Annotated in this window: 14 protein-coding genes; 11 read left to right on the top strand and 3 right to left on the bottom strand. The window is 30.7% G+C overall.

Translation table 11 applies throughout. The annotated features are described in order from the left end of the window. A partial coding sequence (locus FS802_RS10935; RefSeq protein WP_144525109.1) for a BC_2427 family protein occupies nucleotides 1-885 on the top strand: 885 nt, incomplete at its 5' end. Between the two features lie 297 nt (nucleotides 886-1,182). Here FS802_RS10935 and FS802_RS10930 read toward each other — a convergent pair. Then, a complete protein-coding gene (locus tag FS802_RS10930) occupies nucleotides 1,183-1,614 on the bottom strand; it encodes a GNAT family N-acetyltransferase (RefSeq protein WP_076538304.1) in 432 nt (143 codons plus the stop codon). 859 nt (nucleotides 1,615-2,473) lie between these two features. Here FS802_RS10930 and FS802_RS10925 point away from each other — a divergent pair. Then, nucleotides 2,474-3,334, top strand: a complete 861-nt coding sequence (locus FS802_RS10925; protein ID WP_098654231.1) for a DegV family protein — start codon at nucleotides 2,474-2,476, stop codon at nucleotides 3,332-3,334. Between the two features lie 33 nt (nucleotides 3,335-3,367). On the opposite strand, the gene FS802_RS10920 is transcribed toward FS802_RS10925, so the two are convergent. Beyond that, nucleotides 3,368-3,802: an Lrp/AsnC family transcriptional regulator gene (locus FS802_RS10920; protein WP_000357671.1), complete on the bottom strand. Its 435-nt coding sequence runs from the start codon at nucleotides 3,800-3,802 to the stop codon at nucleotides 3,368-3,370. A 142-nt stretch (nucleotides 3,803-3,944) separates the two neighbouring features. On the opposite strand from FS802_RS10920, the gene FS802_RS10915 reads away from it, so the two are divergent. The 7 genes from FS802_RS10915 (at nucleotide 3,945) to FS802_RS10885 (ending at nucleotide 11,669) form a co-directional block, all read left to right on the top strand. Then, the gene (locus FS802_RS10915) at nucleotides 3,945-5,213 is read left to right on the top strand and encodes an APC family permease (protein ID WP_098654232.1); all 1,269 of its coding nucleotides are present in this window, start codon (nucleotides 3,945-3,947) and stop codon (nucleotides 5,211-5,213) included. A 116-nt stretch (nucleotides 5,214-5,329) separates the two neighbouring features. Next, the gene (locus FS802_RS10910) at nucleotides 5,330-6,904 is read left to right on the top strand and encodes a M3 family metallopeptidase (RefSeq protein ID WP_098654233.1); all 1,575 of its coding nucleotides are present in this window, start codon (nucleotides 5,330-5,332) and stop codon (nucleotides 6,902-6,904) included. A gap of 45 nt (nucleotides 6,905-6,949) precedes the next feature. Further along, nucleotides 6,950-7,948, top strand: a complete 999-nt coding sequence (locus tag FS802_RS10905) for a phosphotransferase (RefSeq protein ID WP_098654234.1) — start codon at nucleotides 6,950-6,952, stop codon at nucleotides 7,946-7,948. 20 nt (nucleotides 7,949-7,968) lie between these two features. Beyond that, complete coding sequence (locus FS802_RS10900) at nucleotides 7,969-9,348, top strand: 5'-methylthioadenosine/adenosylhomocysteine nucleosidase (RefSeq protein WP_144525027.1); 1,380 nt, start codon at nucleotides 7,969-7,971, stop codon at nucleotides 9,346-9,348. A gap of 169 nt (nucleotides 9,349-9,517) precedes the next feature. After that, complete coding sequence (locus FS802_RS10895; protein ID WP_141545957.1) at nucleotides 9,518-10,222, top strand: alpha/beta hydrolase; 705 nt, start codon at nucleotides 9,518-9,520, stop codon at nucleotides 10,220-10,222. A 390-nt stretch (nucleotides 10,223-10,612) separates the two neighbouring features. Continuing rightward, nucleotides 10,613-11,071: a GNAT family N-acetyltransferase gene (locus FS802_RS10890; protein ID WP_098654237.1), complete on the top strand. Its 459-nt coding sequence runs from the start codon at nucleotides 10,613-10,615 to the stop codon at nucleotides 11,069-11,071. Between the two features lie 100 nt (nucleotides 11,072-11,171). Beyond that, complete coding sequence (locus tag FS802_RS10885; protein WP_000504416.1) at nucleotides 11,172-11,669, top strand: DinB family protein; 498 nt, start codon at nucleotides 11,172-11,174, stop codon at nucleotides 11,667-11,669. A 45-nt stretch (nucleotides 11,670-11,714) separates the two neighbouring features. Here the strand turns inward: FS802_RS10885 and FS802_RS10880 are convergent, their stop codons facing one another. Beyond that, on the bottom strand, nucleotides 11,715-12,131 hold the full coding sequence (locus FS802_RS10880) for a hypothetical protein (RefSeq protein WP_000591751.1): 417 nt from the start codon (nucleotides 12,129-12,131) through the stop codon (nucleotides 11,715-11,717). A gap of 121 nt (nucleotides 12,132-12,252) precedes the next feature. Here FS802_RS10880 and FS802_RS10875 point away from each other — a divergent pair, with 121 nt between their 5' ends. Both FS802_RS10875 and FS802_RS10870 read left to right on the top strand, forming a co-directional pair. Next, a complete protein-coding gene (locus FS802_RS10875; protein ID WP_098654238.1) occupies nucleotides 12,253-12,900 on the top strand; it encodes a response regulator transcription factor in 648 nt (215 codons plus the stop codon). Continuing rightward, entirely contained in the window at nucleotides 12,893-14,269 is a 1,377-nt protein-coding gene (locus FS802_RS10870) for a sensor histidine kinase (protein WP_098654239.1), read from the top strand. Before FS802_RS10875 ends, FS802_RS10870 begins: the two co-directional genes overlap by 8 nt. Nucleotides 14,270-14,410 lie beyond the last annotated feature (141 nt).

The following is a 14,410-nucleotide window of genomic DNA, read 5'->3' as shown; positions in this document are numbered from 1 at the left end:
GTATCTGAAGTAAAGAAAGAAGAGGAAGTATCTGAAGTAAAGAAAGAAGAGGAAGTATCTGAAGTAAAGAAAGAAGAGGAAGTATCTGAAGTAAAGAAAGAAGAAGAAGTATCTGAAGTAAAGAAAGAAGAAGAAGTATCTGAAGTAAAGAAAGAAAATGCAACATCTGAATCACAATTAGAATCTTCAGTGCGTTCAATGGTAGTGAAAACACCATTTTCTATTATTTCTGAAGTGTCTAGTTTTAAAATATTTCCGAAAATAAACATAAAAAATCAAGAAGCGTTTGTTTTTCAAAATGAAAAAGATGTAGGTAGGTGTGAATTAGATTCTAAGTTATTAACTACAGTACAACAGTATCATTCGGAGGCTTATTGTGAAATAGTTTCTTTTAATCTTCATGAAAAGAGAGTGCTTATGGAATTATATAATAAAAAAGTTATAGGGAATATTGAAGAGAAAAAGGTAGAGACATCTTCATGGACCCCAATACATAGCATAGTATTAGAGGGTGAAAATGAAGGAGAAATAAATAATGTTATAACAGCCAAGCTACCAATAGAAATAGGAAAATATAAAGGTGAAATTATTTTACGAGAAAAAGTTGTATTTAAAGAAAAAGTCATAGGAATAAAAGAGGTGGAACAGGAGATTGTTTTGACAAAAACTGAATTCTTAGTGCCAAAAGTAATAAAAAATGGACAAAATACATTTACAGTTGAAAAAGGGAGCTTATTTGTAGAAGGCTATATTTATCAATGTATTGAATACATATCAGAACAAAGTACATTTTATAATAATGTGTATCAATTAATGCAAAATATTGTACTGGAATTAGTCGTTCAAGTAATACAAGAACAGGAAGTACAAGTACGAATTAAATAAAAATGAATATATTCTCTAAATGCTACAAATGGTTTTTCCTCAATAAATTCAGTGTAATATTTATGAATACTAATTTTTGCTAACGGGGATAGTTACTTTATTATATGAATCTATTTAGGTCTATGAAAAAATAAGTGCTAACATGTTTGAAAACAAACTTACTAACACTTATTAAAAACAGATATAAAATTTGGATTATATGTGGTTTAATTTAAGAATTTAATAAAAAACATTGATAATTACTTGTTATAAACTGATGTGTAAAATAAAGTGTATTCACTTCTTTTTTTACAGGACTCACAATTTAAATAGTAATACATGTTTATCATAATTTTCTAAACACCAATTATATTTTTTTAGAATAATTGGATGGACAATTTCTTTCGTTGTATCAACATCAGTAAAGCCGTATGTTTTATAAAAACTCTCGAGTTCTTCAAAAGGAAGACAATATACGTTTTGTATTTCTAATGTTTTCGCAGTTTGTATTAAGAATGACACGAGCTTCTTAGCTAATTGTAGACCTCTAAATTTAGGAAGAATAAAAATCCCGCCCATTTCTATAGTATCTTCATCTATTTGGACTAATCGACCCACACCTGCATACTCGTTGTTGTATGTAATAATTGCAACTTTATCACTTTTTAAATCACTTCGTACAAATCCTATTGAATCATATTGATTATTAATCCATTCTAAATCGTTAGATGTGGCCAATTGAATACTCATATACATCCTCCTTCGGAATATTAGCGCTATCTTCATTATATAAAACATAAGATGCTATATCAAAAGAACCTTGATATAGCACATTTGTTTAAGTTATTAGTTGAAGGTATGGGTTTGCTGGTATTGAAATGATGGCTTCACCAAACAGAGGATAATAATCTTGTGAATTTAGTGTTACATAGTCAAAATGAAAATTAGTTTATGCGTTCGGTAACGCATTATTGTTTAAGCGTATAGAGATCATAGAGTTATTTTAATTAGCAGCTACTGTATTAATTGAAACTATTAAGGAAATGTGGTAATTGCCAGCCTGAGTGATACAAATCGTATTAAGATTTAGTCAAAAACTCCTCTTGAAATAGGGGAAAAGGAAGAGGGATTTAAATATAAGAGCACTTCGAAAAGTGCCCTTCAGTAATGACTACTCATTCTAAAAAGAAAGGATGCAATATATCATATGAAGTTAAGTGTATTTAATTATGGACCCTTTATATAAAAGTTTTATTTTATTCCAAATAAATAGGCGGTTGTTTCCGCAACCTCTTTTCAGTAAAACAAAGCACTACTTTATTGGATTTAGCTTTTAAATTTTAAACAGTATAAATTTGAAAAGATTATCCTAAATTAAATAATTTAAATGCAATTATGTAAAATTCCCATAAAATTATTTGTGTTATAGAAAAAATAACAATAAAAAAGTGGTTAAAATGGAATGATTTTTAATAACTGTTCAAGTTTTGAAGAATAGTGCATACAATATAAAGTCTTTTCCTTTCTTCATTTAAGTTTTACGTATATAATTTAAAAGTACTATTTTTATTTTATATTTTTATATTTATAACAGAATAGAGGTTTAAAAATGGGTGTTAAAATCATTACGGATAGTGCGGCGGATTTACCGGTACAATTGCTGCAAGCATATGATATTGATTTAATTCCACTCCGTGTTTATGATGAAGCAGAAACAGAGTATTTAGATGGAGTCACATTAGAGTCAGTTACATTATTGCAAAACATGAGAGAAGGCGCTGTTTATAGAACGTCATTGCCTTCACTTGAAACTTTCCAAGAAAAATTTATTTCTTATGCAAAAGAAGGTAATCCTTGTATATATTTAGCTTTTTCATCTGAACTGTCTGGTACATATCAATCGTCAGTTGTTATTAAAGAAGAAGTGAAAGAAACATATGCTGATTTAGATTTAGAAATTATCGATACGAAATGTGCTTCGCTTGGTCAAGGGCTTGTCGTATTAGAAGCTGCTAAAATGGCAAAAGACGGCGCATCAAAGGAAGATATTTTAAAACGTGTTGATTTTCTAATGAACCATATGGAGCACATCTTCACTGTAGCTGATTTACAGTACCTTGTGAAAGGTGGACGTTTAAGTAAAGTAGCTGGTTTTATCGGTGGTTTACTAAATATTAAGCCAATCTTAAACGTGGAAGAAGGAAAGCTTGTACCACTTGAAAAAGTACGAGGGAAAAAGAAAGTACTTGGCCGAATTGTAGATATTATGGAAGAGCGCGGAAAAGACCTTAAAGGTCAAACAATCGCTATGACTCACGGTGATGACTTAGAAACAGCTGAGGCTTTAAAAAGATTAATTACGGAAAGATTTGGTTGTGAAGTATTTATTGTAAATACAATTGGAGCAGCAATCGGTGCGCATACAGGACCTGGTGCGTTAACATTGTTCTTCTTAAATGAGGTAGAGTAAAGGATTGGTCTTTTGATCAATCCTTTTTTCTTATTAATCTGTAATAATCGGTCTATATGGTATCGGTGAAGATAATATCATCGAAGTTTTCACCGTGCCAAACGGAATAACGATATCAATTAATTCCTCTAATTCCTTCATAGAGTGAACTGCTACTTTTAAGTAATAGCTACTTTCACCTGTTACTCGATGACATTCGAGTATTCTATATTCTTCGTAGATTTTCTCCTCAAATTTTTTACAAGGAATCTTTAGATTTTCAATTCTTAAAAATGCTTGAATTGATTTTCCAACTGCATCTAATGATATCCGTGCGGTATATTTCTCAATTATTCCTGCATCTTGTAATCTCTTTAGTCTTTCGGTAACACTAGGGCGGCTGAGGTGTAAGTGTTCAGTCATTTCTGTAATTGTCATTCTGGCATCTTCTTGTAGCAATAGGGTTATTTTCTTGTCAATTTTATCCATGAATTATACTCCTTTGCAAAATTGAAAGTAAATTTCTTAAACAAATACATAATAAAAAACCTTAAGTTAAATTACATACACTTTTGCATATTGAATAGACTGATAACTCTCTATAATTAAAATATAAATGGAGGTGCTTGTAATGTCTAATCATTTTAATGAAACTATTTCTATTAAAAGGGGAACAGCCTTATACGTCGGAGCGGTTTTAGGATCGGGAATTCTTATATTACCTGGTATGACAGCGAGTATAGCAGAAGGGAATGCGATTGTTTCTTGGCTTGTTATGATATCCCTTAGTATTCCACTTGCATTCACATTCGCTTTTTTATCGATTGAGCATCCAAATACGGGTGGAATTGCTACTTTTTCAGAAAAAGCTTTCGGTAAAAATATAGGTGCTATTATAGGTTGGTGTTTTTTTATTGCGGGTAGCGTTGGGCAAATCGTTGTCTCAATGACTGGTGGAATGTATATAGTGAAAGTGTTTGCTTTATCATCATATTTTTCTTATGTTATAGCGTTTATTATTTTAAGTATTTCAATAGGTTTCAATTTATACGGGTTAAAAATGAGTGGATTGTTTCAAATATGTATTGGTGTATTAACGTTCTTTATTTTAATCGTAACAATTATTAGTTCACTACCTTATATTGAAATGAAAAATATAAATGTACATATTTCTATGCAAGAAATAAATCCGATTTTAGATGCATCTTTATTAATTTTTTGGTCTTTTTTCGGCTGGGAAGCCATTGCAAGTTTGGCTCCAGAATTTAAAACACCTAGAAAAAGAAATCTTATTTTATCTACGGGATTTGCGATCGTTATTATTGGAGTTTTATATATTGGTATTGCATTATCAGTAATTGGAACGAAATCTTATCATATAAATACTGATAATACGACAGCTCTCGTGCTTGTAATCAAGCAAACATTAGGCGGCAAATTTTCATGGATAATTGGATTTGTAGCTTTTATCATTTGTTTAGGGACGACAAATGCATTTATCGCAAGTATGGGGCGCCTAGGTTATTCACTAGGAAAAGAAGAAGTTGCACCGCGTTATTTAGCACATATTAATAAAAAAAGAGAAACACCAACAAATGCAGTAAAAGTTGTAGGTTGTATTGCAATAATAGGTTTGTTAATAAGTTTCGTTTTCCATATTAGTATAGATAAAATTGTTTTAATACCGAATTCGTTAGGGATTGTTACATACATAGTAGGTACTGCTTCTGGAATGAAATTAATAAAGAATAGGTTAGGTAAAATTTTTTCTATAGTAGCTTTTACATGTTGTATAGTAGTTTATCCTTTTATTGGAGGAGTAATACTGATTCCAGTAGCCGTAGCATTAATATGTTTATGTTATGTGCGTTTCAGTAGCAGAAGAAAAGAATATAAATAAGAATGTGTTTTTATAAATCGAAATATTTAAAGATATTAAAATTTTTACATTTCGTTTATAATTGTGTGGGGAGAAACATCTGTAACTATTTGTAAAAATAGGAGGCGGCTATAAAAGTGAATGAAATTGCTAAGTGGGATTTAGATCGATTGTATCCGATTGAGGATATTTTAACTCCAATATTGGGGCTGAAAGAACAATATTATGCGACAAAAGATGTAGCGATTCTTTCAAAACTTATACAAGCTATTGAAAAAGCAGAATACTTTTTGTATTGCCGATCAGCTGAAGAAAGTGTTTCATCTGATCTTACCATATTGACTGCTACAGTAAAAAATCTGAAAAGAGAAGTGCAGCAAGTAATACAAAAAAGTGAAGTGGAAACTTCCGATAATATTAATACTAGGTTAATAAAAGATGAACTTAACGCATGGGAAAATATGTACATACAATTAAGGAATAAAATAGAAATAGAGCACGATAATAAGCAATTATCAATTGGCCAAGCAAATAATATTGCAATGAATAGTGATAATGAAAAGGAAAGATTAGAAGTATTCGAATTATTAACAAGTGCCTTACATAAGGAAAAAGAAACCTTCGCTACTGTCTTAAATCAAATAGGGAGATTACGCAATACAAAGAGTAATGAATTAGAAGATAGAGTGATTTTAACTCAATCTCTACATGCGAATGGTATTTCTGAAACTGTATTATTACAAATGTGGAATGCGACAGAAGAAAATCTTGATACATTAGTAAGTGCTTTAAACGTGTATAAGAAGGGGGAATCTTCAATTACATGGCATGAACTTATGACAGTAAAGGAAAGTAATGAGGTTAATATCCCTTTTTCAGTAGCACTTCAAAGCATATACGATGCGTTTGAAAATATAGATAAAGAATTAGCAGAATTTGCACGGAATGCAATAGAGAATGGATGGGTAGATGCGGAACCGAGAGAGAATAAACCACCAGGTGGCTTTTGTGCTCCTTTCTTCGGTGAAAAAGAATCACGGATCTCTATGCGTTATGACGGAAGTATTGATAGTGTAAGAGTACTTGCACACGAACTAGGACATGCTTGGCACTTTTATAATATGAGTTTTGAGCAATCTACTTCTTTTTTAGATGATTATTTGCCAATGAGTACGGCTGAATCGGCGTCTATATTCTTTGAAACCGTGCTTATAAACTATCTAATTCAAACAACAGATAGTATAGATATGAAAAAGTCATTGCTTAGTTGGAAAATAAGAAACTGTTTAAATTATGTAATGGCAATTCGAGCATCATTTGAATTTGAGAAGAATTTTTATGAAAAATGTAAAGAAGGTCCTTTAAGTGCTGATGAAATCGAGAAATTATCTATAGTAGCGCAAGAAAAAGCATACGGGAATGCATTATTAGAATATCAGCCGTTTGTTTGGATGAAATATGTTCAGTTTTATATAGCAGATGTTCCTTTTTATAATTATCCATACACATTTGGCTATTTAGCTAGTTTTAGTTTATTAGAAATAGCTCAAGAAAGTAAAAGTACTTTTCATTCGAAATATAAGGAGTTTTTACGAGAAACAGGAAAAGCTTCAGTGGAAGAGCTTATGAAAAAACATTTTGAAATAGATATAACAAGCTATTCGTTCTGGAATAAAGCTTTTAGACAAATTTCTAAAGATGTTGATGAATAGTTGCAATTGATGTAAGGAACGCCACGTAAAGGAAGGATAAGTAAGATGATTGATCCATTATGTAATAAAAAAGCTGCAATGATTTTTCAAGAGCTGAAGGTGGAGTGTGAATTTTTATTTAAGTTTAAAATTCGAAATGCAATACCTATTCATCGTGGTTGGCTAAATTTAAAGTGGAAACTCGAAACGGATGCAGGATCTTTTGTATTAAAGCAATATAATAAAGAACGATACAAAATGTATAACCCAGAAATTTTACTACAAGCATTACAACAACAGCAAAGATTACATAATAATGGTGTAAGTTGTCCAAAGCTCCTAACTTATAAAAATAATGTAATGCATACATCAAAAAATAATGAAAGATTTATAGTTTTAGAACATAAAGAAGGTAATCTAATTTCACCAGGAAAATTGAATGAAAAGGAAATCTACTCTCTTGGTAAGACAATAGGTCAAATGCATGATTTGTTAAATGATGGCTCTTTAATAGAAGGAGAAAAACCTAAATTTGTTCCGCCTACTAAAGAGGAAAGGTTGAAACATTGGGAAGATAAAAGGAGAGAAGCAGAACAGCTAGGAAAAGAACATATTCTCTACCATATAAAATTACAGCAAGAAGCAACACAATTAGTAAATATAGGTCAATTTTATAGTAGTAAAAGAGGATGGGTGCACCGTGATCTATGGGTAGATAATTTCTTATTCCATAACAATGAAGTCTCAGCAATTCTAGATTTTGATCGTATGGATTATGATTATGTAGAGTTGGATATTGGGCGTGCGATTATATCTTGTGCCTTACATGATGGAGTATTAAATAAGAGTCTAGTTGCATCATTTTTAGCGGGATACCGTAATAAATTAGACTTTCCAGTAGGGAGTATTGTTCGGACAATTCAAATGCTTTGGTATATGGAGTGTACATGGTGGATTCATGCCAACATGGATCAGCATAGTGTACCACCTTCACGCTTTGCGGATGAAATGAATTGGATAGCTGAAAATTACGGTGCCTTACATAATATATTGGCAGATTTATAAGAAAAAAGGGGACAACATACATGAACAGAATCGGCATTATCGGAGCAATGCAAATTGAAATAGACTTACTTTTAGAAAAACTAGTTATAGAAGAAGAACAGACAATTGCGGGAATGCCTTTTTACATTGGCGAATTCATGGGAACGAAAGTAATTATTACACGTTCTGGTGTAGGGAAAGTAAATGCAGCCGCATGTACGCAAACGTTAATTCATAAATTTGATGTAGATGCTATCATCAATACAGGTGTTGCTGGCGGATTACATCCAGATGTAAAAGTTGGTGATATCGTTATTTCAACGGATGTTACCCATCATGATGTAAGTAAAACTCAAATGAAAAATTTATTCCCGTTCCAAGAAGAATTTATCGCAAGTAAGAAATTAATAGAGTTAGCACGTACAGCATGCAATAGTAGTAGTTTACATATGGAGATTCATGAAGGAAGAATCGTCAGCGGTGAATGTTTTGTTGAAGACTCAAAACTAAAAGCGAAATTAATAGACGAATATGCACCGCTTTGTACAGAAATGGAAGGTGCAGCAATTGGACATGTTGCCTACATAAATGATATACCGTTTCTCGTTATACGATGTATTTCTGACAGTGCAGACGATGAAGCGCAAGTTTCCTATGATGACTTCGCGAAAACTGCCGCAAATTATTGTTCAGAAATTATCGTGGAGATGCTGAAAAATATATCGAGTAATACTTATAGTTCAAAAGGAGAGAATGGAATGTTACATGCATTAATTTTTGATATGGACGGAACGTTATTTCAAACAGATAAAATTTTAGAATTATCGTTATATGATACATTTGATCACTTAAGATCACTACAATTATGGGATACGGTAACGCCTATTGATAAATACCGTGAAATTATGGGTGTGCCTTTACCGAAAGTTTGGGAAGCTTTATTACCGAATCATTCTCTTGAAGTAAGAGAACAAACTGATGCATATTTTTTAGAAAGATTAATTGAAAACATTAAGAGCGGAAAAGGTGCTTTATATCCGAACGTAAAAGAAGTTTTTACATACATAAAAGAAAATAATTGTTCAATATATATTGCTAGTAATGGTTTAACTGAATATTTACGAGCGATCGTATATTATTATTCTTTAGACCAGTGGGTTACTGAAACATTTAGTATTGAACAAATAAACTCTCTTAATAAAAGTGACTTAGTAAAAAGTATTTTGAACAAACATGAGATAAAAGAAGCAGCGGTAGTTGGGGACCGTTTATCTGATATAAACGCAGCTAAAGATAATGGCTTGATTGCGATTGGATGTAATTTTGATTTTGCACAAGAAGATGAACTTGCGCAGGCGGATTTAGTAATAGATGATTTAATGGAGCTAAAGGGGATATTGCCTACTGTGCAGAGATTATAAAGTCATTTAAAAAATCATATAATATTTTAAAAATCCTTCTTCCACGAACGGAGTAGAATCATTTGTGATAAATTAGTAATAGTTTGATTTTTTTAAAAACTGAGTAGAGGATTATTAAGTGTGTGCAGTTTTTTGCCAATTCCTATATATCTTATTCCACGGAGGAAATATGCTGAAAGATAATTTTAACATTAGTAATATTCCCACGGTTTTGTGGGGAGATAAAAGTGAAAAAGTTTTTATTGCAGTACATGGAAATATGTCAAATAAGGAAGATGCAGTTATTCAAATATTAGCTGAAGAAGCTAATCAAAAAGGTTATCAAGTATTAAGCTTTGATTTACCTGAGCATGGAGACAGAAAAAATGATAATACTCCTTGCAAAGTACAGTTTTGTGTTAGTGAATTATCTATAATTATGAATTACGCAAAAGAACATTGGAAAGAAGTAAGCGTGTTTGCATGTAGTATAGGAGCTTATTTTAGCCTTTTAGCTTATCAAAATGATGTGATAGAAAAGGCATTATTTTTATCACCAGTAGTTAATATGGAACGAATTATCGAAAATATGATGAAATGGTTTAATGTAACACCAGAGCTTTTGCAAAAAGAAATGACTATAGAGACACCGATTGGTCAAAAGTTATATTGGGATTATTTATGTTATGTAAAAGAACATCCTATTAATACATGGAATACAGATACATATATTATGTACGGATCCAAGGATGAACTGTGCGAATTTGAAACTATTAACTATTTTACAAAAAAACATCGTTGTAAATTAGAAGTCATGGAGACAGGTGAACATTATTTTCATACTGAAGAACAGTTCAAGATATTTGAACAGTGGTTACACAAACATATCGATTAACAAATTATAATTTATCATGAACCTGTTAGAGAAGAATAGTGAATATATAAACTAATATTATATTTGAGAGACATTATAAATGTAAAAGTATTCACTTAAACAAACAATTGCCTGAGTTCAATAAGAATTAAACAACTTTATTAATGATTTTTTGAGTACAAATATCTTTATATGTATAGAAATTAAATAACTTTAAAGAGCTTTCCCACACACTAGAGTGTAGCAAGGCTCTTATATTTTCATAATAAAATAAAACAACTATATTATCGATTTACATCTGAAGTGAAGAATACGCATACTACGAATTAAATAAAATAACAACCATAAAAATGCTCAGAATAAATGATTCTTGAGTATTTTTATGTATTTTCAAATTAAGGGGGAAATCACTTGAAAGATATACATATTCAACAAATAGAAGATTTAATGATATACGAACACGATTTTCTTGTTCAAGAGAGCAAAGAAGAAGGATTTAATTTTCTAATAAGACTTATAAGTGAATATGAAAATAAAATAAACATATTTAATAAAACTGGTGAATATTTATATGGCATTTTTCAAGGGGAAAAGTTAATTGGAATAGGAGGATTAAACGAAGACCCATACTCAGAAAATAATAAGATTGGTAGAGTAAGGAGATTTTATATTGCAAAAGAATACCGAAGGAAAGGATTAGGGAGGTTATTATTAGTGAGAATTATAAGCGATGCGAAAAAACATTTTAATATAGTTGTTTTAAATACAGATACAGTACAGGGGGACAAATTTTATACTTCGAGTGGATTTGTGAAAGGGATAAAATTTGTGGGAGCGAGCCATTATTTGAACTTACATAAAAGGATGTAGTGAATTAATATTTATCCCTCTAACAGAACTTTTGTTCGTTTTTTGTATAGAGTGATGGTATAATTTATTAGAATCTATTATTAGAATGGGGAATTGGATAATGGGGGAGAATAAAATTATTAATGATTTTAATGAATATTCAATTTGGTTAAATACATTGAAAGGTATGAAAAAGGAATTGTGGGTGGCTCCAATATCAGAGGGGAAATGGACTATTAGCGAGATCATATCACATATTATGAATTGGGATGACTATCTTTTACGTGAGACATTATCATCAGTGAGAAATGGACAGGGAATGGAGTTCCCTGATTTTGATACATATAATAAACTAGCATCTAATTATGCTAAATCAGGTATATCTAAGGTGAAACTTCTTGAAGAAGCAAAAGCTAAAAGAGAGTTACTCGTAAAAGAACTTAAATTACTGCCTGATGAAAATCTAAAGAAACCTTTAACAGCCAATGGGGTATCACACTGTCCTCATACTGGAACGCCGTATTCTCTTATATATATTATTAAAGAATTTATAGATCATGATAACCATCATAAAAGACAGGTTATTCATTTTTTAAATGAAAATGTAGTTGCTAACTGATAAATAAAAGATCCCGCAAATGATATTTGTGGGATCTTTCTTACATTATAATTTTACATTCATTTGTTTCAATAATCCCTTCGGATCACCTTTCACATAATAAAAATGCGGGTTGTTTTCATCATCGTAAAGCATAATATAAGGCTTTTGATTAAGCGGTAGAAGAATTAGTACTTCATCAATTGTTGTATGTAACCATTGATTTGTAATAGAAACTGGTTTAGATAAAGGGATTTTTATCATGTGACCATCTTTTGGAACGACGTTTAAGTTTTTGAATGGGCCAGTAATCGATTTAGCATATTGAACAGCTTCTTTTTGAATAGCTGGATCTAAAGATTGTTTTTGAACGACCATTTCTTTTTGACAATCAAACACTTCAATTTGTTGATTTGTATTTGCGAACACATTTGTTGATAATAAGAAACAAAGAAGAGTAATGAACCCGATTTTTTTAATCATAGTACAACACCTCGTCTTTACTATACCCTTAAAAAGTTTAAATATTTTTCTGTCACATTTATGTAACAAAGAAGTTGTATAATACAATTGGTTTTTGTTTAATAGCAATGGAGGATAATGTATGAAAGTATTAATAGCAGATGATGAACAAGATATGTTAAGGATTTTAAAAGCTTATTTCGAGAAAGAAGGCTTCGAAGTTTTATTAGCGAAAGATGGAGAAGAAGCACTTCAAATATTTTATGATGAAAAAATTGATTTAGCTATTTTAGACTGGATGATGCCGAAACATAGTGGTATTACTGTTTGTCAGGAAATAAAAAAGAACTCAAGCGTTAAAGTATTAATGCTTACGGCGAAAAGTGAAAGCGAAGACGAATTAGCGGCGCTTCAAAGTGGTGCAGATGAGTACGTAAAAAAACCATTTCATCCAGGTATATTAATAACTAGAGCGAAAAAGCTTATACAGCATAATGATGTCATTCAAGTTCAAGATTTGAAAATAGATTTCACTAAAAATAAAGTTTATAAAAATGACAAAGAGTTAGATATTACAAAAACAGAGCTAGAATTAATAAAGTGTTTTTTAAATCATAAAGGCATGATTTTAACTCGTAAAAAATTATTAGATATCGTATGGGGATTTGACTATTTTGGAGAAGAGCGAACTGTTGATACACATGTAAGAAGATTACGTAAAAAAGTAGGAGAAAATATTATAAAGACGCATCGTGGTTTAGGATATAGTTTGGAGGAGCAGAGTGAATAAACTTGGAAAAAAGCTATTTCTCAGCATTTCTTTAACTGTTATTCTTATTTTTACAATTTCTTTATTATTAATTAACTATCTTTTACCGAAATATAATATTTACAAAACGCGAGAAAGTTTAGAAGGTATTACAGCACAAATACAGTCCATACCGAGCAAACAACTGGATGAAGCAATTACTAGCATTGAAAATAAAGGAAATGTTACGATTGCGTATACATCAATTAACAATTCGGAAGATCAAATTAATGATGAGTTACGTATGCAACTTACAAGGAAAAGGGTTGCTCTTAATAAACTTTGGATTACAAAAGAAGAAGTAATGAAAGTAAAGAACTTCGGGCAAGCGAATAAAATATATGATCAAGAAAAGATTAAATCTAGTTTTTTTGTGAAATACATTGCGAAAGACGATATGTTAATTTTAGTAGGAGTTTCGATCGCACATTCTAATGAAGTAATAAAAACGTTAAATTCATTTTATTTTTACATTTTTGGCATTACGATTTTTCTCATTATCGTACTTGTATGGATACTTTCAACAACAATCACCAGACCATTGAAAGAATTAAGTAATGTTGCAGAAGATATTTCAAATTTGAAATTTGAACGAGCGAAAGTGAAAACAAATGATGAAATAGGGGACTTAGCTAATAGTATTAATATCATGAGTGAAAAACTAAATGAAGCGCATGAAGATTTAACAGATCGAAATGAACATTTAAAACGATTTATGGGTGATGTGACGCATGAATTAAAAACTCCAATCGCATTAGTGAAAGCATATTCTATGGGAATAAAAGATGGTTTAGATGATGGTACATACATAGATACAATAATAAAACAAACTGATCACATCTCAAACCTAATTGAAGAGTTATTACGATTTTCTAAACTAGAAAGAGATGTTTTAGAAAGAGAAGAATTCGATATTAAATCACTAGTCCAAAGTATATTAGATAAGCATAAGATTGAACTGGAATCGAAAGAAATCAATTTGCAAGTGAACTATAATGTTAGCGATGCAGTTGTTAATGCTGATGTAAATAAAATGAAAATGGTCTTTCAAAATTTAATATCTAATGCGATAAAATATACAGCAAATCAAAATATAAAAATTACTTTAGAAGATCGACATAAAAATATATATTTTCAAATTCAAAATGGTATGAATGCTGAACAAATGAAAGATATCGATAAAATTTGGGAACCTTTTTACGTCCTAGAATCTTCTCGTAGTAAAGATCATTCTGGTACAGGACTAGGTTTAGCGATAGTGAAAAGTATTTTAGAAAGACATGGTTTTGATTATGGAGTCTCTACAATAGAGGGAGATATAAGATTTTATATTAATATGAAGAATGACTAATTCGAAACTATAAAAAACATCGTCTATTATTAGGCGATGTTTTTTTATGATTATATGAGAGCAGTAAATCAGAATATATAACCTCGAAAGCTCGTTTGAAGAGTGTTCTACAAATTTTTCAAGTTGTTGCATGAAATATAA

Origin of the sequence: Bacillus sp. DE0042, from assembly GCF_007680225.1 — a bacterium.
GTDB lineage: Bacteria > Bacillota > Bacilli > Bacillales > Bacillaceae_G > Bacillus_A > Bacillus_A wiedmannii.
The sequence above is the reverse complement of the archived record's forward strand: the minus strand, read 5'-3'. Positions and strand labels throughout refer to the sequence as shown.

Excerpts from the sequence above, each read along its gene's own strand:
- FS802_RS10930 (WP_076538304.1), bottom strand. The coding sequence starts at position 1,614 with ATGAGTATTCAATTGGCCACATCTAACGATTTAGAATGGATTAATAAT.
- FS802_RS10925 (WP_098654231.1), top strand. The coding sequence starts at position 2,474 with ATGGGTGTTAAAATCATTACGGATAGTGCGGCGGATTTACCGGTACAA.
- FS802_RS10920 (WP_000357671.1), bottom strand. The coding sequence starts at position 3,802 with ATGGATAAAATTGACAAGAAAATAACCCTATTGCTACAAGAAGATGCC.
- FS802_RS10915 (WP_098654232.1), top strand. The coding sequence starts at position 3,945 with ATGTCTAATCATTTTAATGAAACTATTTCTATTAAAAGGGGAACAGCC.
- FS802_RS10905 (WP_098654234.1), top strand. The coding sequence starts at position 6,950 with ATGATTGATCCATTATGTAATAAAAAAGCTGCAATGATTTTTCAAGAG.
- FS802_RS10900 (WP_144525027.1), top strand. The coding sequence starts at position 7,969 with ATGAACAGAATCGGCATTATCGGAGCAATGCAAATTGAAATAGACTTA.
- FS802_RS10895 (WP_141545957.1), top strand. The coding sequence starts at position 9,518 with ATGCTGAAAGATAATTTTAACATTAGTAATATTCCCACGGTTTTGTGG.
- FS802_RS10885 (WP_000504416.1), top strand. The coding sequence starts at position 11,172 with ATGGGGGAGAATAAAATTATTAATGATTTTAATGAATATTCAATTTGG.
- FS802_RS10880 (WP_000591751.1), bottom strand. The coding sequence starts at position 12,131 with ATGATTAAAAAAATCGGGTTCATTACTCTTCTTTGTTTCTTATTATCA.
- FS802_RS10875 (WP_098654238.1), top strand. The coding sequence starts at position 12,253 with ATGAAAGTATTAATAGCAGATGATGAACAAGATATGTTAAGGATTTTA.